Below are 19,745 nucleotides of genomic sequence, written 5' to 3' on the forward strand. Positions count from 1 at the left end.
ATAAAACTCAGGCAGGGCTGACGGCCCTGAAATCCAGGCGCCCGTCCTTGAGCGGCGGGCACCAGTAATAGCCGCCATTGAGCGGTCGGCTGTAGCGGTACAGGCCGTCAATAATGCCGTCTTCCAGACCGCTCATGCGGCGCAGTTGCACTTCAAAGGCGTTCAAGGTGCGACCAAAGGCGACAAACATCAGACCCGACTTACCGTTCTCGGTCCACGGCATGGAACGGCGCACGATAAAGGCTTCAGGGCTGAAGCTCTCTTGCGCAGTACGTTTGACGTGGGCGGATGCGGGGGCGTCGTCCAGTTCTTCGTTGTCGCTCATGCGACGGCCCATGATGTTGTCCTGCTCCTCGCACGGCAGTGCCGCGAAGCCGTTCAAGTCATGCTGCCACTGCTGAATGGCCACAAAACTGCCGCCATCCAGCCCCGGTCCTGCGTTGGCGACGATGGCGGCGTCGACGGCCGCCTCGTCCACCGGGTTTTCAGTGCCGTCTTCGTAGCCGGTCAAGTCGCGGTCGGTACCGTAGCGAAAGCCTTCGGTGACTTGCAGCAGGTTAAACGCAGAGGCCAGCGCGGTTTCAATCTTTTGGCTGCGGTGCAGCAGCTCGCCACGGTCATCGCCCAGCAGCCAAAGCCACAGTGCATGTTGGGTTGACGGGTTTTCGACCATCGCATTGAGCGCCGGGAACACGCGCAAGCCCTGAACTTTAGCGCCCAAAGCCATTACCAGCGGCGAACCAAAACCCGCCACCACGCTTTTGCCGTCCACCCACTGCGACAGAACGTCAAGTGCGGCCGGCAAGGCTTCTACTGACTTGAGGGCGAAAAACATATAACGCGCTTGCGAAGGGATCGGCTTAGTCAGAATGCTCGACTGGTAGAGACTCATAGAAACTCCTTTGGAAAGCGCAGAGTTTACGCCTACCCGTACTTTTTCCGTCACCCGGAGCTTACTTTTCTTGAGTACAACCCCGGCATATCAAGGTTTAAGACGAGAGTTGGTTAGCAAACTGCCCGACCGCGCTCACCACTTTTTGCGCACCGTCCTGAATCTCAACGATCACCGTGCCCGCTTCCGCCGCCAGTGCCAGCCCTTCTTCAGCCTGTAACTTGCCATCGGCCATCAAGGCCACGGCGTCGCGGGCCATGTCCTGATTGTGACGCACCACATTAATGATTTCTTCGGTGGCTTTGCTGGTACGAGACGCCAACTGCCGCACTTCGTCGGCGACCACAGCAAACCCACGCCCCTGCTCACCGGCACGCGCAGCCTCGATGGCGGCGTTGAGTGCCAACAAGTTAGTTTGCTCGGCAATGCCACTGATGGTTTTGACGATGGTGCCAATCACTTGCGATTGATCATTCAACGCCTCAATGCCGTCCCCGGCCTGCTGCATGTGTTTGGCCAGGTCACGCATCACATCCACAGCCTGGGTCACGACTTTGGTTCCGCGCTGCGCACTCTCATCGGTTTGCAAAGACGTGCTGTAGGCAATACTGGCTGCCTCGGACACCGCTTGCTCCTGATGAATTTGATCGGTAATCACCGTGGCGAACTTGACCACTTTGTACAGCGTGTTATTGGCGTCACATACCGGGTTGTACGACGCTTCGAGCCACACGTCGCGGCCGTGGCTGTCAATGCGCTGGAAGCGACCGGCGACAAACTCACCCGCATTCAGGCGCTTCCAAAACGCCTGATACTCGGCGCTGCCTTGCTCCTGCGGGGTACAGAACATGCGGTGATGCTTGCCTTGAATCTGCGCCAGCGAGTAGCCCATGCCATTGAGAAAGCGGTCATTGGCGGTCAACACCTCGCCATTGAGGTTGAACTCAATCACGGCGGTGGAGCGCAGCAATGCGCTCATCAGGTTTTCGTGGTCGCGGGACGCTTCGATGGTGCGCGTCAGGTCGCTGGAAAAAATCGAAATGCGCAACACACGGCCACTGGAATCAAGAATCGGCTGCACGATCGAGCGTAGCCAGGCTTCTTGCCCATTGCCGCGCAGCAACCGTACGGTGCCGCTGAAATGCTCACTGCGCGTCATGGCCGTTTTGAAACGACGCAAGTGCTCGTCGTTTTTCAGGTGCGCAGGGAACAGATCGTCAATGCGCCGCCCAATCAGCGCGCCATTGGCGTAAAGCATTTCGTGGGTGAAATTGTGATTTGCGGTTTCAATGCGTCCATCTGCCCCCAATGAGAGCACCAGCATTTCGCTGTCCAGGCTCTCTTTAACTTGTTGCAAGCTGGACAGTTCTTCGCGAAGAGCCGCTAGCTCTTGCTTCAAGCGTTTGTTAAACATGGGATACCCGGGGCAATGATGGTCTGCGTGAAACAGAATCGGCTAGGAGTGCCTTTTCTGAAGGACAAAACACGACCGTTGATCAAAAATACTTTACGTACGAAACCTGGCCGACCCACCCCCTTAAACCGGTGTGCGTGACACCGACAATTGAAGTGAATTTTTCGAGATGCACGCAATCCCAAATACATCACAGGGAGCCATTGTTAAGCCATGAACTCAGCCAAACTTTTCGTTATTGACTACACGCTGCACGGCACACCGAAATCTTTCATCATCCGCCAGCCCCGCCTGAACGACGCCACGGCATGGTATTGGGCTGGCTGCGACGCGGGGGTCGAACGTATCGCGCGTAATGATCGCGATGCTGCGAAAAAACTCAGCCGCGCCGACATGGAAAAAAAAGGCGTCGCCAACGTGACATGGCGCTCGGCCTCCACCTAAGCCTGCGCGCGTGCCCATCGGCAATACCTCAGGATTGATTTATGGTGTGCTCAGTCGCCGCCTATGCCTTGAACCTTCAAAGGCTGGGTGCAGGCGTCACCATAATCATAAGAAATTGAGGTATGTCCCATGGCCGCTGAGATTGAAGCCAGCCGTTATGCCCGCTTTGCCCTGCGCTGTTCCAATTGGGCCGAACGCTGGTTCCCCGATTCATGGGTGTTTGCCGCCGTTGCAGTGATCACCGTGGCGCTGGCCACGATGGCAATGGGGGCCAAACCCACAGACGCGGCGATGGCGTTTGGCGATGGTTTCTGGAGCCTGATCCCCTTCACCATGCAAATGGCCTTCGTGGTCATCGGTGGCTACGTGGTCGCCAGCTCACCGCCCGCCGTCAAACTGATCGACAAACTCGCGCAAGTACCCAGGAACGGACGCCAGGCCGTGTGCTGGGTGGCGTTGATTTCGATGGTCGCCTCCTTGCTCAATTGGGGCTTGTCACTGGTCTTTGGCGGGTTGCTGGTGCGGGCACTGGCGCGCCGTACGAACTTGCGCATGGACTACCGCGCGGCCGGCGCGGCCGCGTACCTGGGCCTTGGCGCGGTGTGGGCTTTGGGGTTGTCGTCTTCGGCGGCGCAGTTGCAGGCCAACCCGGCCAGTTTGCCGCCGTCTATTCTGGCGATTACCGGGGTCATCCCGTTCACTGAAACCATCTTTCTGTGGCAGTCCGGTGTGTTACTGGCGGCGCTGGTGGTGGTGTCGTTGATCGTGGCATACGCCACGGCACCCGGCCCGGCGTCGGCGCGCGATGCCGCAGCGTGCGGCATTGACCCCAGTTTCAGCCTGCCCAAGCTGCCTGAACGCACCCGACCGGGCGAATGGCTGGAATACAGCCCACTGCTGACCCTATTGCTGGTGCTGCTGGCGGCAGGCTGGTTGTTTCACGAGTTCTCGACCAAGCCGGCAATCAGCGCTATTTCGGGGCTTAACACGTACAACTTTTTGTTCTTGATGCTCGGCGCGCTGCTGCATTGGCGACCGCGCAGTTTTCTGAATGCCGTCGCCAGCGCCGTGCCGACCACAACCGGGGTGATGATTCAGTTTCCGCTGTACGGCTCGATTGCCGCATTGATGACCGTGGTCAAAGGCACCGACGGGCAAACCCTGGCGCATCACATCTCGACGTTTTTTGTGCACATCGCGTCTCACGACACCTATGCCGTATTGATGGGCGTGTACTCGGCGGTGCTAGGGTTCTTCATCCCGTCGGGTGGCGGCAAGTGGATCATCGAAGCGCCGTACGTGATGCAAGTGGCCAATGACCTGGGTTATCACTTGGGCTGGGCGGTACAGATCTACAACGCGGCTGAAGCGCTGCCCAACTTGATTAACCCGTTTTATATGTTGCCGTTATTGGGTGTGCTGGGGTTGAAGGCTCGGGACTTGATCGGGTTTTCGTTCGTGCAGTTGTTGGTGCATGCACCCTTGGTGCTGTTTTTACTGTGGGCGTTGGGAACGACGCTGACGTATGTGCCACCTGTGATGCCATAAAAAATCCTCACCCTAGCCCTCTCCCTTTGGGAGAGGGCTAGGGTGAGGGGGCTGTTTAGACCGGTTTTACCGGGCGCAAGCGGTATTGCGGCGGTAACTGGTCCAGGCCGCTGATGGTGGTGTTCAGGCTTTTCCAGCGACCGTCCTTGATCCCGTAAATACAGCCATGAACCGACAGGCTCTGCCCGCGGTGCCAGGCGTTTTGCACAATGTTGGTATGCCCCACGTTAGCCACCTGTTGAATCACGTTGAGTTCGCACAGGCGGTCAACCCGTTCTTCTTCGGTGGGCAGCAGCGCCAGCGCTTCGCGGTTTTCGTAATACAGGTCGCGAATCGAGCGTAACCAGCCGTCAATCAGGCCCAGTTGCTGGTCCTGCATCGAGGCGCGGACACCGCCGCAACCGTAGTGGCCGGTGACCAGGATGTGTTTGACCTTCAAAACATCGACCGCGTATTGAATCACTGACAAGCAGTTGAGGTCGGTGTGCAGCACCACATTGGCGACGTTGCGGTGTACAAACAGATCGCCGGGCAGCATGCCGACGATCTCGTTGGCCGGTACGCGTGCGTCCGAACAACCAATCCATAGGTATTCCGGCGCTTGCTGGCGAGCCAGCTTGGCGAAAAATTCGGGATCTTGCTGCTTGATCGCATCCGCCCAGCGTGCGTTGTTATCAATCAGATCTTGTAGTTCGTTCATACGGTAAGGCCTCAAGAGTTGATGCGCAGCTTTGACAGCCGACCGGCGGTCGGGGTCACGTGGGCAACTGCCAAATCCAGTGGGCAATCAGGTGGAATCTTCAAGCTTAGCTACAGTCCACCGTATCAGGCCCCACAGTATGAGGATTTACCATGACCGATTCACGCCGCCCATTCGGGGCGCAAGAACCGTCAGAAATCGACGATACCGAAGACCGCATGGGAGCGGTTAAGCCGCTGGATTTCGACGATAACGAAGACACGCATGAGCCTTTGACTGACTTGCTGAGCGATGAAGAATACGAGCGCCATGTGGCCGCCCATCGTCCCCGTAATAAAGAACTGAGTGGCGCCGCACTGCCTGGCCGGGACTCAAACCCGGATGATCTGGACGCCGACATGCTCACCCCTGAAGACGGCGCACGCGATGCCCAGGAAGCCGCGCAAGCGCGTGGCGGCGCGGCCGATTGGGATTTAAGCGTGGTGGATGAAGACGAGATCGGCGCAGGCCGTGGGCTGGATGAGGCCGAACTGGCCGATATTGACCCGGTGGGGCGTAAAGATTAAAAGCCCCTCACCCCAAGCCTCTCCCAAAAGGAGAGGCTTGGGGTGGGCCAAACGGTCAGTCCACCAATGTACAGGCCATGACCACCGCATCTTCGCGACCGCCCACTGCCGGATAATAGTCGCGGCGGCGGCCGATCTCGTTAAAGCCATAGCGCTCGTACAACTTGAAGGCCGCGGTGTTGCTGTCGCGCAGTTCGAGGAAGCACTCACGGGCTTCGTGCCGATAGGCAATCGACATCAAGTGTTCCAGCAGTTTAAGCCCCAGGCCACGGCCCTGACTTTCTGGCTTGACCGTGATGTTGAGCAAATGCGCTTCGTCCAGAATGATCTGCACCACGCCGTGGCCCACTTGCTGCTCGCCTTCGAACATCAGCCAGATGTGATATTTGCCCAACCCGTCGAGAAAAATGCCTCGCGTCCACGGGTGGCTGAATGCCGCGTATTCAATTTTCAGTACGGCATCGAGGTCCGCCTCGGTCATCGGGCGGAACGTTACAGCGTCACTCATTGATAGGTTTCCAGCGCGCCATCAGCCGGCGCATGGCTTGCCACACATCCGCTTTGCGGTGTGGCTCATCCATTAACAGTTCCAGGCCCGGCAGCGCCCATGCGCAGCCCAACCCTTCAATTTCAAGTTCGCGATTAAACGACTCGGCGTTGACCTCACCGGCGAAACGCACCGCAGGCAATCCGATCAACCATAAGCAGGCGCACTCGGCCTCTTCAAGGCGCGCCATCAGAAAGCCCTGTACGAATTCACGGGCCGCATCCGGCCCTTGATCGACGTTGCCACGGCGCAGCAAAGGCCAGCGAATCGGCTCGCCAATGATTTGCGGGCTGTCGGGCAAGCCCGCAGCACGCAGCATGTCTTTGAGCAACAAATAGGCTGGATCGCGGCTTTGGAACGCTCCCCCTGTGGGTAACTCCACCAACACCAGGCAACGGCCTGCGCGCAGCAACTGCAAGGCAAAACGCGGGGGCGGCACGGGCGCCGCTTTGGCCACCACGGGCGCGACGTCGCCTTCGACCACTGGTTTGCTCGCCGCGCGCACGGTGACCGAAGGCCGTGGCACTTCGATCTTTGGCCGCTCGGCAGGTGCGCTCGGTGCGACCACCACCTTGGCCTTGGCCACAGGCTGCGCAATCACGGGCGCTACAGGCGCCTCATCAAACACCAGCAGTTCTGGCCGCGACGGGGCGGCAAACGGCAATTCAGTGCGCGGTAACCAACTGACCACCTGCATGGCGGTCAAGTAAGCGCGGCGGCGGGACTCATTCAACAAGGGTCGGCCATCTGTGGATAACAAAAGAGCGGGGATTCTACCGCCCTTCTGCCCTTCACGCCTGCTGTTGATCGCCCGATGGTGGCTGGGCCCATCCGGCGGCAGATCGCCAAGTAAAGATGTGCGCAGTACAATCGCCGCCTTTCATTGCCAATCGACCGGCCCTCCCATGATCGAACCCAAGCGCGTTTTACGTGCCCTCGCCGAGCACTGGGCACTCCTTGAGCCTTTGTGTGAACACTTCGACCAAGGCACCTTGAGCCTCAGCGAACTGCGTCTGCAATTGGCAGCGCATCAGGTGGACAGCACACCGCAAGACATCACCCAGGTGCTCGATAGCTGGATCCGGCTCGACATTCTGGTGCCGGTCGCCAAAAGCCCTAACCGCTTTGAGCTGAACGCGCAAATCCATGACTTCCTGGCCTATTTGCGGCGTGAACACCGCCTCGGCCTGTGCCTGGAGATCGAAGCCTACCTGCGCCATCTGGAGCGCCTGGCGGGTTATATCCAGGATGCGTTCGATGTCCGCGACGGCAACGATCTGGCGCGCCAGCTGCGTCTGCTCGATATGCGGGTACGCGATGTGCTGAAAAAACTGGCCAACGATGAACAGGCGCTGGTGGCTGTGGCAGAACGTGCCAAGACCAGCGACCGGCAGATCCCGTTGCGCCAGCGTTACGCCGAAGTGCTGGCGACGTGGGATGAATACGTCGAGCCGATGATTCAGTTAGTCAATGCCGACGGCGCCTTCGAACAAGGCGTGCGCAAGGTCGAAAATGTGCTGCTGCGCATGCTCAGTGAACAGCAACGTCTTGGCCACTTGGTCGATGACGACATGCTGCTGCGCACCCATGCGCGCATCCTCGAAATGCAAACCAGTGCGCAATTGACGCTGCGCCACGCCCGCGAACTGCTGCTGCCGCTGCGTGAAGAGGCCCGCCGCCACAACGCCGTCACCCGTGGCGCGGCACTGGCCCTGGCGGCCATTCGACGCAAAGGGCTGGACGCGGTGCCGCAAGCGGCAATGCCGATGTTCACTCGCCCGCAAAGCACTTTTTTGGGCAGCGCCAGCCAGGTCGAGGCCTACGTGTATGCCCTCGCGCGCTTTGAACCCAAACCCGCACGGTTCCCCAAAGCGCACAAAACCCACAAGGTGGGCGAGGCCCCTAAAGCACCGCGCACGGTCAAGGAAATGCTCGACCGTTGCAGTGACGCGCTGCCCATGCCGGACTTGATGAGCTGGTTGCTGGCCCAAGAGCCCAACGGCGACACCGACGAATTGCTGTATTGGTTCTCGCGCTTGTCGCGCGAGAAACGCTTCGTGCGCGAACGTCTTGAGCGTCGCGAGTATCACACCCACGATCATTTGGTCAGCCTGCGCTCCTTCGCCCTGCTTTCACGCAGCGAAGACGCGGCCGAGCCTACTGCGAGCCCTCTCCATGCATCTTGATCTGTCTGAACTGTCCCAACTGGCACCGATTTTTCGTGAATTGTTCAAGGGCTACCACGTGAGCCGACGCGACCCGGAGCTGTACGCGCAGTTGTCGAACTTCCAGGATCAGTACCGCGCCCTGTTCAAGGCGCTGGGCTTTGAGCTGGTGTGTGATACCCGCGGTTTTTATTACTTCGTGCCCGACACCGCCACAGCGCATGTCAACAAGACCGCGCAGCGTCTGGCGCTGTTCACGTTCATCATCGTCGAGCATTTGGCCGATCAGGGGCGCGACCCGATTGCCGTGCTCGATGGCGGTAGTCTGGGCCGCGACGAACTGCCCGCGCTGCTGGAAAAATACCGCGACCTGTTTGTGCAAGCCGAAGTCACGACCCAGGACGAGCTGGAAGAAAAAATCATGCGCCGCATGACGCAACTGGGCTTCGCCAACGAAGAGAGCGGGATTTATCGCTTCTTGCCGCCGATGCACCGCTTTCTCGATGTGTGCCTGTCGGTGCAACAGGACCGCGACCTGGCGGCCAGCCTGCACAGCATCTTGCCGTTGCCCACGCCCGTGTTGGCAGGGGACGACCCTGAGGTCGAGGACGAAGACGAAGACGCCGCCTTGGCGCGGGCCATTGCCGCCGAGCAACAGGAGATGGACGCATGAGCCAAGAACGTTACGGAATACGCCGCTTTGCCTTGTTGAACACTGCCGGTTACAGCCTGGGCCTGTTCCCGCTGGAACATCCGTTGTCGGTGTACGGGGCCAACAACCTCGGCAAGTCGGCGTCGATCAACGCTTTGCAGTTCCCGATTCTGGCACGCATGTCGGACATGAGCTTCGGCAAATACAGCCTTGAACAATCGCGGCGTTTTTACTTCGCCTCCGACACCAGCTATATCCTCGTTGAGGTGTCCCTGCCCCACGGCCCGCATGTGATTGGTGTGGTCGGGCGCGGCCCCGGAGGCGGTTTCGGCCATCAGTTTTTCGCCTACGCCGGCAAGCTGGACCTGGCCCATTACCAAAAAGACGACACCTGTCTGCGCCAAAAAGAGTTGTTCAGCAACCTTGAGCGCAACGGCCTGAAAGCCTACGAACTCAAGCCTGACGAACTGCGGCGCTTGCTGGTCGGCGGTCACACCTCGATCCCGCTCGACCTCACCCTGATCCCGCTGCGCTCCACCAGCGAGCAAAGCCTCAAAACTTTCCGCGCGCTGTTTATCAACCTGCTGCACATGCGCGAAATCACGGCCGCCAAACTCAAGCAACTGTTCCTCGATGCCTTTGAACACAGCCTGCGCTCGGGCAGTGTCGATTACATCGCCGCCTGTGAAGAAGCGTTCCGCGATGTACGACGCATGGAGCAGGATTACAACGCACTGGTCGGCGCCGGGCCTCTGGTCGAGTCATTGGCTGGCGGCGTGCGCCAGCGCGACCTGCTACGCGGCAAGCTGCATCGCCTGTCACCGATCCTTGATTCATTGCTCGGCGCTTGGCAGGACTATGCCGGGGCGCGCAAAGAGGAGCTGCTGATTCAGTCCGAGCACTACCGCGGCGAGCAAGACGCACTGCAAAACGATCAGCGCAGCAGCACCCAGGAACTGATGCGCCTGGAGCGCGAAATCACCGGCATCCAGCGCTGGCTGGGCGAGCTGTCGGTGCTCAAGCACCGCTTCGCGCTGGTGGCCGATGTGAAAGTACTCGAACAACAGTTGCTCGCCGCCAAAGACGCGCACGACGAACTGGCGGGCGCGCTCGCGCAATCGCGTCAGTTCAGCGCCGAAGATCTGGACGAGCGGGTTCGCGATCTGGAAAAACGCCTGAAGTCGGTCAAGCAGCAACTCGATCACGCCGACAACAACAGCTACGCCCGTCTGCGCGAAGAGTTTTCGCAGCAGGACGTTGAGCGCCTGATGCGGCTGTTCAACAGCGCTCTGTTCAGCTTGCCGCTGGGCGAGCACGGGATTGCGCTGGACGACAGCGACGCGTGGGTCAAATCGCTGGAAATGATCCTGGAGGGCTTCAAAGGTGAACGCTTTGAAGCGCCGGGGCTGTCCATCGACCTCAGCCATATCGAACCGCCCGCCTTGCAAGCACTGGCAGACCGGGCCGCACTGCGCGATCAAAAAGAGCGTCTGGACAAAGAACTCAAGCAACTGAAAACCCAACAGGCCGTGACCTCGGACCGCGCGGCGAGCAAGCACGAAGCCGAGTCGCTGTACCAGCAAGTGCTGGACGCGCAAAAGGCGCTGGAAGACTTCCGCCGCAGCCAGACGCTGAGTGCCGAAGAAGGCGAAAAACTGGAGCAACTGGCTCAGGCTGAAGCGGCGCAAGATGAATTGAAGCGCTCCAGCGATGCGTTCACCGAACGCGTGCAGCAACTGTCGGCCAAGCTGCAACTGGTCGGGCGCCAGCTCGGCGACATGGAAGCCAAACAGCGCACGCTGGATGACAGCCTGCGCCGCCGCCAACTGTTGCCCGCCGACCTGCCGTTCGGCACCCCGTTCATGGACCCGATCGACGACTCGATGGACAACTTGCTGCCATTGCTCAACGACTATCAGGACACGTGGCAAGGGCTATTGCGCTGCGACGGCCAGATCGAAGCGCTGTATGCACAAGTGCGCTTGAAAGGTGTGGCCAAGTTCGACAGCGAAGACGACATGGAGCGCCGTCTGCAACTGCTGATCAACGCGTACGCGCACCGCACTGAAGAAGCCCTGACCCTCGGCAAAGCGCGGCGCGCAGCCGTCACGGACATCGCCCGTACCTTGCGCAACATTCGCAGCGACTACGACAGCCTTGAGCATCAACTGGCGCTGTTCAACCGCGAGATCAACAAACGCCAGGTATCGAACCTGCAAAGCTTTCGCATTGTGCTGGCGCCCAACAAGGAAGCGCTCAAGCACATCGATCAAATTATCCACAGCGCCGGGCAATACGAAGAAGGCGAAACATTGTCGGTGTTCGACCTCAGCCAAAGCGCCGAGCAAGACAACAAAAACGAAGAAGCCAAGGAATACCTGGCGCGTCTGGTGGCCGCCAACCATAACCAGTTGGGCCTCAAGGACCTGTTTGAACTGGCATTCGAGATCACCAAGGTCAATGGACAACCGGTGATTCATACCGACATCGACGGGGCGGCGTCCAACGGCACCACCATGACGATCAAGGCGCTGACCAACATGTATTTGTTGCTGCACTTGATGGACCGCGACCTGGCCGGGCGCATTCGTTTGCCGTACTACCTTGATGAGGCGGCAGACATCGATGAGAAAAACCAGACCGCGCTGCTCGAAACCAGTTTGCAATTGGGCTTTGTACCGATTCTGGCCAGCGTCAAGCCGCAAGTCTGTGCCCATGTGGCCATCGACCTTGAGGGGGGTAGCGGGCCTAACGGGATTTATATCGATGAGGATGACTGGAAATACATTCGTCGCCATGACGAGGCAAAACATGCAGGAGCGGGGGCGGCACAACAGCCGGAGCTAGACGAGGTCTGACGCACCCCACAAGTACACCAAAAGGCCGCGATCACAGGATAGCGGCCTTTTTTGGTTCATGCGCACGTGCAACATGCAAGACTCACCACCTCCAGGAAGCCCCCGCCGGTGAGATTGAAACGTTAACAAATGCGTCTTACATCTAGAACAAAAATATATTTTAATTTTCAGAAAATTCCTACCAGCTCTCCAACAACCAAACAGCACACTGCTAAGTGCTTAGCGCCGCAGGGCTTGGCACTATAAAGCTACTGCCCTGGCTTTAGATGTTTTATCGCTAACAACGGCGATGGCTCATACCTATTTCATCTACCTCAAGCACTCAAGAAAGCCGTAACCTTTACACGTTGTGTGACTTGAAAAGTTAGCTGTTTATCCAATTCGTTATACCGTAGGAACTTTCATATCAGAACATCCTTTTCTATCAATACATTGAGATAGTGAAAGCCAGCAGCCTACAAAGCAATCTTGAAAGTTGTAGGAGAAATCATGCGTAAGGCCCTAATAGTAGACGACCATCCTTTTATTCGACGCATTGTCAGGCTGGTATTAGAGAAAGCCAATTTTCAGGTCGCGGCAGAAACAGATAATGGGGCAACCGCTCTGGACTTGGCGCGATCGCATATTCCACATCTAATCATTCTAGATTTGTCGATGCCCAAGCTGGACGGGCTGGAAGTATTGAAACGCCTGCACATACTCGGTTTACCCATAAAAGTATTGGTCCTCACCTCCAAGGGGTCTGCGTTTTTTGCAGACCGCTGTATCCGTGCAGGTGCCATCGGGTTTATGGAAAAAACCGAAGATGTAGATGCGTTAACGCACGCCATCCATCGTGTGATGAGTGGCAGCATTTATTTAAACGATATCAACGCCAATGTTGCCACGGCGGGAAGCGACAACCAAAGCGATCAACAATTGATCAAGACACTGTCAGACCGGGAACTGAGAACGCTGCAATATTTAGTATCAGGTTTATCCAACAAGAAAATATCCGAAACCATGTTATTAAGCGAAAAGACCGTCAGCACATATAAAACCCGCGTTCTCAACAAACTCAACATCAAGTCTGTGGTCTATTTGGCTGAGTTCGCAAAACGCAACAATCTGGTCGAATGAGCAGGTTGTCACGTCGACGATGCCTGCCCTTGCTCTTCTCGTTATGTATGACGTCGACGGGGTGTGCAGAGACCATCGACTTGCAACTGCTGGGTCGTTCGCACATCGACAGTCCTCCTCTTGATCTGAGCGAGGACGACAAACAATGGTTAATGAGCAAAGGCTCGCTGACGCTGGGCACTTCCGCACCGGACTATGCACCCTTCGATATTTCAACCGGCAGTGATTACTTCGAAGGATTAACGGCCGACTATGCAGGGCTCTTGAGCCAACTGTTACACGTTCCGTTCAAGGTACGCCGGTATGATTCTCGCGCCGAGGTCATTGAAGCGTTAAAAAAAAGAGACATTGATTTACTGGGAACCGCCAATGCCTATGAAATGACCGACCCCGAGTTGGCGTTCTCTTCACCGTATGCACTGGATACACCAGTACTCGTCACGCGCACTGGCAACACGCCGCAAAACGCTGAGCAGCCAAAAGGGCTGCGACTGGCCATGCTTTATCACTACCAGCCCGTTGAAGAGGTAAAAGCCATTTATCCGCATGCGGATGTGCAGTTATACGCTTCTACCCTGAGCGCTATTGGCGCAGTCGCTTTCGGTCAGGCGGACATGTACTTGGGGGACGCCATCACCACCCATTACCTGATCAATAAGAACTACTTGAACAACGTTTATATCAAAGACTTCTCCCCTATCGAGGGACATCCTTTTTCTTTTGCAGTCCATCACCCCAATCCGCGTTTACTGCGAATAATCGATGCGGCGCTGGCCCGGATTCCCTCTGACGAAAGCTATGCAATTTTAAGTCGCTGGGGGGGCAGCGGAATCAGGTTCGAGGGCCGCGAACCGTTGCATTTTTCACCCTCAGAACAGCTCTGGATCGCTCAGCATCCCCGGCTGAAAGTCGCTATCAATGAAGACTTTTTGCCCTTCAGTTTTTTTGATGAAAGTGGCGCTTTCAGCGGTCTCGCGGCCGACCTGCTGGCCAAGATCAGTGCGCGTACGGGGCTGAAATTCGATTTGGTTCGCACCACGTCCGTGGCGCAATTGACTGACATGATCAAACAAGGTGATGCCAACCTGACCCCCGCGCTCACCCCCAGTAACAGCCGTGGAAATGTCCTGCGCTTTACCAAACCCTATCTCACAACCCCTTTTGTATTGGTCACGCCTGCAAAGCCCGGGAGCGCGCTGACGCTGGATATGCTGAATGGAAAGCGAGTGGCGTTGGTGATCGACAACACGACGCTGCCTTACCTGAAACAAAACTTCCCGGGTGTGAAATTGATTGCTGCCACTAACTCCGCGCAGGCATTGGCGATGGTTGCCAGGGGCGAAGTTGAAGGGGCGGTCAACGCATTGATCAGCGCACGTTATTTGATCAAACAGCACTACAGCGGCCAATTAAGAATTCGCAGCACCGTGGGGATTGTGCCTGCCCAATTTTCATTGGCGGTTGATGCGAACGCGCCTGCGCTGCACTCAGTTTTAAGCAAGGCGCTGACCAGTATTCCCCCGGAAGAAATGGATGTGCTGACCAAACGCTGGCAAAGCGCAGTCGTGCTGGACAGTCGTTATTGGGAGCGTCACCGCTCAACGCTTCTAAAAGCCTCGATGATTCTGGCCAGCATTCTGGTACTGGCCGTTGTGTGGATTGCCTACCTGCGCGGACTCATCCAGAAACGCGAGCACGCTGAGCGCGCATTAAGCGATCAACTGGCGTTCATGCGTACATTGATCGACGGAACGCCCCACCCCATCTATGTGCGTGACCGCGAAGGACGCTTGTTGATTTGCAACGAGGTTTATCTAGAAACCTTTGGCGTCAGTCGCGAAGCCGTCATCGGCAAAAACCTGCTGGAACTTGCGTTTAGCCCCGAACAACAAAGCAAGGCCTACCACACCGACTATATGAGCGTGATGCAAGACGCTCGCCCACTGCTGCGCGACCACCCGCTGACACTGCCGGACGGGCGGGTGCTGACGATTTATCACTGGGTGCTGCCTTATCGGGGCAGTGACGGGGCGGTGGCAGGGATGATCGGCGGCTGGATCGACATCAGTGAACGCGCACAGCTGTTTGATCAGCTAAAAGAAGCTAAAAATCACGCCGATCAGGCCAATCTGGCAAAAAGTGATTTTCTGACCACCATGAGTCACGAAATTCGCACGCCGATGAACGCCGTAATCGGGATGCTTGAACTGGCGCTGAAAAAAGCCGAACAAGGCGTTGCCGATAAAGAGTCGATCAACGTGGCGTCTGAAGCGGCACATGGCTTGCTTGAGCTGATTGGTGAAATTCTGGACATCGCGCAAATTGAATCCGGGCGCATGTCACTCAATCAGCAACGCACACACTTGATGTCATTGGTGCAGTCCACCGTTCGGGTATTCGAGGGTATGGCCCAACAAAAAGGGCTGCTGATGAGCGTTGAGCTTGACCCGAAAATCAGCACCGACGTATTAATCGACCCGCTGCGCTTCCGGCAGGTTTTGTCCAACCTGCTCAGCAATGCGATCAAGTTCACTGACGCCGGACAAGTGCGCTTAAGTGTTCGCGCCAAGCGCTCTGATGATGGTGAAAGACTTCACCTCTATCTACAGGTTGAAGACACGGGCATCGGGATTTCAAACGACGATCAACAACGCTTGTTCAGTTCTTTTTCCCAAGTGAATCTACCGCAGCAAACACCGGGTGGTTCGGGGCTGGGGCTGATGATCAGCCGTCAGTTGTGCACCATGATGGGCGGCACGCTGACATTGGAGAGTACGTTGGGCAAAGGAACGTGCATCAACATGCAACTCGAGATCGTGACGTTGCTATCACAGATACCGGTTGCACCTGTAGCCGGTGTAGCGGGCTGTCAAACTCGACCTTTAAAAGTGTTAGTGGTTGACGATTACGCGCCCAATCGCAGGCTGCTGACCCAACAGTTAGGGTATTTGGGGCATACCGCGATTGAGGCTAAAGACGGTGCACAAGGGTTAAAAGCCTGGCGGGCAGAACGCTTTGACATGATCATGACCGACTGTTCAATGCCGGTCATGGATGGTTACGAGCTGGCCCGTACCGTTCGCGCCGAGGAAGCGGCCACTGGCGCCTGCGCTATTTTAATCGTGGGATTTACCGCCAATGCCCAGATCGGAGAGGCCGAACGCTGTTTGGCGGCGGGGATGAATGATTGCCTGTTCAAACCCATCAGTTTGCAAAGCCTGGAAGCCCGATTAACTTCTGCGAATCGGGTCAGCGTCGATCTGCATAACGAACGTTATATTTCGCCCCAAAGCCAACTGATCGATCTGCAAGCCCTTGAACAATTAACCGGGGGGGACGCCAATACCCTGAAAAGCCTGCTTGAGCCTTTGATCGACAGCCTCGAAGACGATATGGCGAGCCTGTTAAAAGCATTCACCAAAAACGACTTACCGGGCCTGAGTGACATTGCCCATAAGGTCAAAAGCGGGGCAAGAATGATCAAGGCAACGCATTTGGCGCGCTGCTGTGAAAGCCTGGAGCAGGCATGCTTAAGCCCCGAGTGGAGCCAATTGGCACAGCGGGTCGATGAACAATACGAAGCAATGGCGCAAGTGATGGAAGTGATTGAGGCGTATCGGGTCTGATCAAGGCCCGTGCGCAGTGAACGTTCACCTCGCACGGGCCATCAGCACACGTGGGCATACCCTTGGGGCTCACGGTATACCCATGACTAACGTGCCACTCCCAGAAAAAGCACCGGTGGCAGGAGCGCTGCCCGGTCGACGGGTGAGCGCGAAGGTCACATCGTCCCCACCCGAACTGTTGACGATGTTGGTGGTGAATGAATTCTCAGGGGCCACTTGTCCTGTCCCTCGCAGCATGCCCGTTCCCAGGTTCGGATTGCTCATCCTCAGGACACCGGCGTCAAACGAGGCGGGAATGCCTTTTAGCGTAATGGTGATGGGCATGGTGATCCCGGGATCAGGGCAGGCGTAGCTCAACCGTAGAGTCGTGCGTATCGGCGTGCTGCTGACAGTTTCGCCGATGAGCGTACGGTCGACAGTATTGAAGTTGACGTCGATGGGCTGATTGCTATTAATCGTGCAGGTGGACGGCTCAGTCATAAAGTCATTGCCCGCATACAAAAGCACCTCCACTTCATGGTCTTTATGAAAGCCTTTTTGATAAAAATAGAAGGTGGCAAACTGCTGGCCAGCATGGATATTAATAGGTTTGCCGGGAGAGCCTCGGGTCAGGATGTACATGTAGGTATCAAGGTCATGCCTTTTTGAGTCATTGCGCATCGTGGCAAGCAGAATATTTCCCGTCACGGGGCTGGGATAGTCAGTGCCCCGTATGCGCAGCCCCACCTTGTAATTTCCAAAATAGGGTGACCCTAAAGCCCCAGGCTTTGTGTACAAACGATCCGTCCTTGATACAGGCCCGCTTTCCGGTGTGTAACGGCACTCCATGCGGTAGCCATTGAGATCAATTCGTCCCGTACTGGGGTTAGCGATCAAAGGGACGGTTAGCGGGAACCAGCCGCCAGCCACACTCTCCCAAGGACCGCTATCCACTCGGCATTGCGAGGCCATAGCCGTGTGCATGAACAACAACAGTAAGAGGCCGGTCAAGTATTTCATTTTGAAGTAATCTCTTCACACGAGCGCGTCGGTGCACTCCGTAGGATAGGGGGACGATTTAAACCGTTATGGGTAATCCAGGGTAAATGTCGAGGTCGCGCTAAATACGCCAGCGGTTATCGATTTATCTGCCAAGGCTTGAGGCTCCCCCCTTACATAAGCGTTGAAGGCAATAACGTTGTTACCGTCGCTGAGCGTTTGTTCATCGCTAATGACATTGAGAGGCAGCGGTTGATTGGCCGGTGTTTCAAGCCCGATTGCAATACCGTTCGCAACGCTGCCTGCGTCCAGCGCAAGCAGTCCGGGAAGTGCCATATTTTCCACACCACTGAACGTGGTTGTGACCGAATCAGCAGTATCCGTATCGCAGTCTTCAAGATGAATTTCGAAACGCCTGCCCATCGTGCGAGAGTTTGAGTAGAGCTCGCGGCTTGAGACTTCTTCCATGTCAAGTTCCAACGCCTCGTCACCTGGACGAAGGGTACAGGCCTCAGCCACCAAGTTGCCCTTGAACGTCAGATTATCAGCGCCATGGCCTCGCCCGGACATCAGTAGGAATGCCACCAGTAAAAAGAACAATGTGCCCATCTGGACACCCCTGATTTGCATTGCACTTCTCATAACCGCCCTTCCTTACTGAAACTCGGCCAACAAGGTGGCCGATGCCGAAAAACCGCCCGTGGCGAGCTGTACGCCTGGTCGCTTGATCGGTACTGCTTCAAGCACTGGCGGTGTTGTGGGGTTGATGATCAGCGAGGTATTGAGGTCGAAGGGGGTACCGTCTTGCAGAAGTCGAATGCCTAGATCGGAAACGCTGGTCTGCACAGCGGATGATTCGAAAGACGTGGCGACGCCTTTAACAGTCAACACCATTTCCCAAGGTAAAGTGCCCGAAGAGCATGTAATCGTGTAGCTCACCGACTGACGATAATTAATGCCGTCAACCTTGTTGATACCGACATCCTTGAAGTCGGTTTCTATTGTGCTGCCACTGTTGATCGTACACGGCGGGGGCTCTACTAATGTCCCGTCGAACGTGAGGTTCGCCATTGCATGGCTCCCAAGCCCCATAGAACACAGTGCCAGCAGAGCAGGCTGTTGCCAGAGTCTCATGTGTTTTTCCTTGTCATTGCCATGCAACCACAACCGTTGCCGATGCCGAAAAAGTACCGGCGTTTAGTACGCTGCCACTCTTCTTCACGGGCACCGCTTCCATGCTCGGTAATGTCGGATAGGTGAAGCTCACGGTGTTATTGAGGGGCCAGACCACTCCGTTGATAAAAAGCTTGATGCCCAAGTCCGCATTGCTGGTACTCAGAAATGCACTGTCGAAGCCTGCCCCGGTACCTTGCAATTTGAGGGTCATGCCATTGGAGGGCAAGCCCGTGCATGTGACCGTATAAGGCACCTTACGTCGATAATTAAGACCGTCGATTCGGGTCGTCATAAGGGCATTACCAAAGGGGACGTTGAGCGTGCTCCCTCCATTAATGACGCAAGAGGGAGGCGCCATGATGACCCCCCGGATAGCCAACGTGACCTGTGCCAAAGCAGCTTCGCTGATAGCTAAAAGCAGCAGGCTACACACGCATAAGGACCTGGCATTTACGGCTTTAGCCATGGTTGCACCCTCACTCATAATTGAGCCTGAAATCCACCACGGCCCTGAAAGTGCCATTGGTCAGCGCTGCCGGGGTGCGGGTGGGCTGGACATACCACGTCAACGTGTCACTGCCGTGGGCCAAAAATAAAGGTTCGCCTCTGGACCCCAAACGCACATCCCGCCCCATTGCGTCGCTTAGGCGTAAACCTAACCCGGTGACGCCGCGTACCTGGACCAAACGGGGATCATCCGCGTCGGCAGGCGCCAGAAAAGCGACTGACACCACCGGGTGATAAGCACTCCAGACCAGCTTGCCCGTACGTTGATTGGTGATACTGCCCGCGGCCCGTCGACAGTCAAAAAAACGCAAGTGGAAAGCAATGGGGGCCGCCCTATCACCCGGTCGTTGCAATAGACTGCGCGGGACATTACCAAGCTCCACCGTCTGATACGCAGAAGGCATGTCCACGACACAGGCGGAATGGTGCAGCGAACCGGTGATATCCAGTAATCCGCCCATACCGTCATCATCCGCAGCCTGGGTGCTAGACGTCAGTAGCACCCACAAGAGGCAACCGAGGACCTTTGTACTGTCAGGTTTCATGCGCGCCT

18 protein-coding genes and 1 pseudogene are annotated in these 19,745 nt (G+C 56.8%); 8 read left to right on the forward strand and 11 right to left on the reverse strand.

What is annotated here, in order from left to right; translation table 11 throughout:
- Positions 1-7: 7 nt before the first annotated feature.
- The 3 genes and pseudogenes from GYN01_RS19455 to GYN01_RS22760 all read right to left on the reverse strand — a co-directional run.
- A complete protein-coding gene (locus tag GYN01_RS19455; RefSeq protein ID WP_048400300.1) occupies positions 8-892 on the reverse strand; it encodes a Dyp-type peroxidase in 885 nt (294 codons plus the stop codon).
- 97 nt (positions 893-989) lie between these two features.
- Entirely contained in the window at positions 990-1,421 is a 432-nt protein-coding gene (locus GYN01_RS22755) for a methyl-accepting chemotaxis protein (protein WP_420850454.1), read from the reverse strand.
- Between the two features lie 108 nt (positions 1,422-1,529).
- Positions 1,530-2,306: pseudogene (locus tag GYN01_RS22760) on the reverse strand (PAS domain-containing protein); the annotation flags it as partial.
- Positions 2,307-2,519: 213 nt separating this feature from the next.
- On the opposite strand from GYN01_RS22760, the gene GYN01_RS19465 reads away from it, so the two are divergent.
- Positions 2,520-2,750: a DUF6555 family protein gene (locus GYN01_RS19465; protein WP_048363067.1), complete on the forward strand. Its 231-nt coding sequence runs from the start codon at positions 2,520-2,522 to the stop codon at positions 2,748-2,750.
- Positions 2,751-2,879: 129 nt separating this feature from the next.
- A complete protein-coding gene (locus GYN01_RS19470; RefSeq protein ID WP_203307625.1) occupies positions 2,880-4,298 on the forward strand; it encodes a short-chain fatty acid transporter in 1,419 nt (472 codons plus the stop codon).
- A 55-nt stretch (positions 4,299-4,353) separates the two neighbouring features.
- Here GYN01_RS19470 and can read toward each other — a convergent pair whose 3' ends face one another.
- Complete coding sequence (gene can / locus GYN01_RS19475) at positions 4,354-4,998, reverse strand: carbonate dehydratase (protein ID WP_048363065.1); 645 nt, start codon at positions 4,996-4,998, stop codon at positions 4,354-4,356.
- Positions 4,999-5,150: 152 nt separating this feature from the next.
- Here can and GYN01_RS19480 point away from each other — a divergent pair, with 152 nt between their 5' ends.
- A complete protein-coding gene (locus tag GYN01_RS19480; RefSeq protein ID WP_203307626.1) occupies positions 5,151-5,564 on the forward strand; it encodes a serine kinase/phosphatase in 414 nt (137 codons plus the stop codon).
- Between the two features lie 55 nt (positions 5,565-5,619).
- Here GYN01_RS19480 and rimI read toward each other — a convergent pair whose 3' ends face one another.
- Together rimI and GYN01_RS19490 are read right to left on the reverse strand one after the other, a co-directional pair.
- Positions 5,620-6,072: a ribosomal protein S18-alanine N-acetyltransferase gene (gene rimI / locus GYN01_RS19485; RefSeq protein ID WP_048363063.1), complete on the reverse strand. Its 453-nt coding sequence runs from the start codon at positions 6,070-6,072 to the stop codon at positions 5,620-5,622.
- Positions 6,065-6,847, reverse strand: coding sequence for an SPOR domain-containing protein (locus GYN01_RS19490; protein ID WP_048363062.1), 783 nt, complete (start codon positions 6,845-6,847; stop codon positions 6,065-6,067). Before GYN01_RS19490 ends, rimI begins: the two co-directional genes overlap by 8 nt.
- Before the next feature lie 169 nt (positions 6,848-7,016).
- On the opposite strand from GYN01_RS19490, the gene mksB reads away from it, so the two are divergent.
- From mksB to GYN01_RS19515, 5 genes are all read left to right on the forward strand, one after another.
- Positions 7,017-8,297, forward strand: a complete 1,281-nt coding sequence (gene mksB, locus GYN01_RS19495) for an Mks condensin complex protein MksB (protein ID WP_203307627.1) — start codon at positions 7,017-7,019, stop codon at positions 8,295-8,297.
- On the forward strand, positions 8,287-8,949 hold the full coding sequence (gene mksE, locus GYN01_RS19500; RefSeq protein ID WP_203307628.1) for an Mks condensin complex protein MksE: 663 nt from the start codon (positions 8,287-8,289) through the stop codon (positions 8,947-8,949). Before mksB ends, mksE begins: the two co-directional genes overlap by 11 nt.
- Positions 8,946-11,786, forward strand: a complete 2,841-nt coding sequence (gene mksF / locus GYN01_RS19505) for an Mks condensin complex protein MksF (RefSeq protein WP_048363059.1) — start codon at positions 8,946-8,948, stop codon at positions 11,784-11,786. Before mksE ends, mksF begins: the two co-directional genes overlap by 4 nt.
- A gap of 489 nt (positions 11,787-12,275) precedes the next feature.
- The gene (locus GYN01_RS19510) at positions 12,276-12,905 is read left to right on the forward strand and encodes a response regulator transcription factor (protein ID WP_048363058.1); all 630 of its coding nucleotides are present in this window, start codon (positions 12,276-12,278) and stop codon (positions 12,903-12,905) included.
- 47 nt (positions 12,906-12,952) lie between these two features.
- The gene (locus tag GYN01_RS19515; protein WP_203307629.1) at positions 12,953-16,531 is read left to right on the forward strand and encodes a transporter substrate-binding domain-containing protein; all 3,579 of its coding nucleotides are present in this window, start codon (positions 12,953-12,955) and stop codon (positions 16,529-16,531) included.
- Between the two features lie 69 nt (positions 16,532-16,600).
- Here GYN01_RS19515 and GYN01_RS19520 read toward each other — a convergent pair whose 3' ends face one another.
- The 5 genes from GYN01_RS19520 to GYN01_RS19540 all read right to left on the reverse strand — a co-directional run bounded on the left by GYN01_RS19520 (position 16,601) and on the right by GYN01_RS19540 (position 19,737).
- Positions 16,601-17,530, reverse strand: a complete 930-nt coding sequence (locus GYN01_RS19520; RefSeq protein WP_203307630.1) for a fimbrial protein — start codon at positions 17,528-17,530, stop codon at positions 16,601-16,603.
- Between the two features lie 66 nt (positions 17,531-17,596).
- Positions 17,597-18,118 (reverse strand): fimbrial protein, encoded by a 522-nt coding sequence (locus GYN01_RS19525; RefSeq protein WP_238936339.1) that lies wholly within the window; start codon positions 18,116-18,118, stop codon positions 17,597-17,599.
- A gap of 45 nt (positions 18,119-18,163) precedes the next feature.
- Positions 18,164-18,643, reverse strand: coding sequence for a fimbrial protein (locus GYN01_RS19530; protein ID WP_048400311.1), 480 nt, complete (start codon positions 18,641-18,643; stop codon positions 18,164-18,166).
- A gap of 13 nt (positions 18,644-18,656) precedes the next feature.
- Entirely contained in the window at positions 18,657-19,151 is a 495-nt protein-coding gene (locus GYN01_RS19535; RefSeq protein WP_048363674.1) for a fimbrial protein, read from the reverse strand.
- Positions 19,152-19,161: 10 nt separating this feature from the next.
- On the reverse strand, positions 19,162-19,737 hold the full coding sequence (locus GYN01_RS19540) for a fimbrial protein (protein ID WP_048363054.1): 576 nt from the start codon (positions 19,735-19,737) through the stop codon (positions 19,162-19,164).
- Positions 19,738-19,745 lie beyond the last annotated feature (8 nt).

The sequence above is a fragment of the Pseudomonas weihenstephanensis genome (assembly GCF_016812185.1).
GTDB classification, from domain to species: Bacteria; Pseudomonadota; Gammaproteobacteria; order Pseudomonadales; family Pseudomonadaceae; genus Aquipseudomonas; species Aquipseudomonas weihenstephanensis.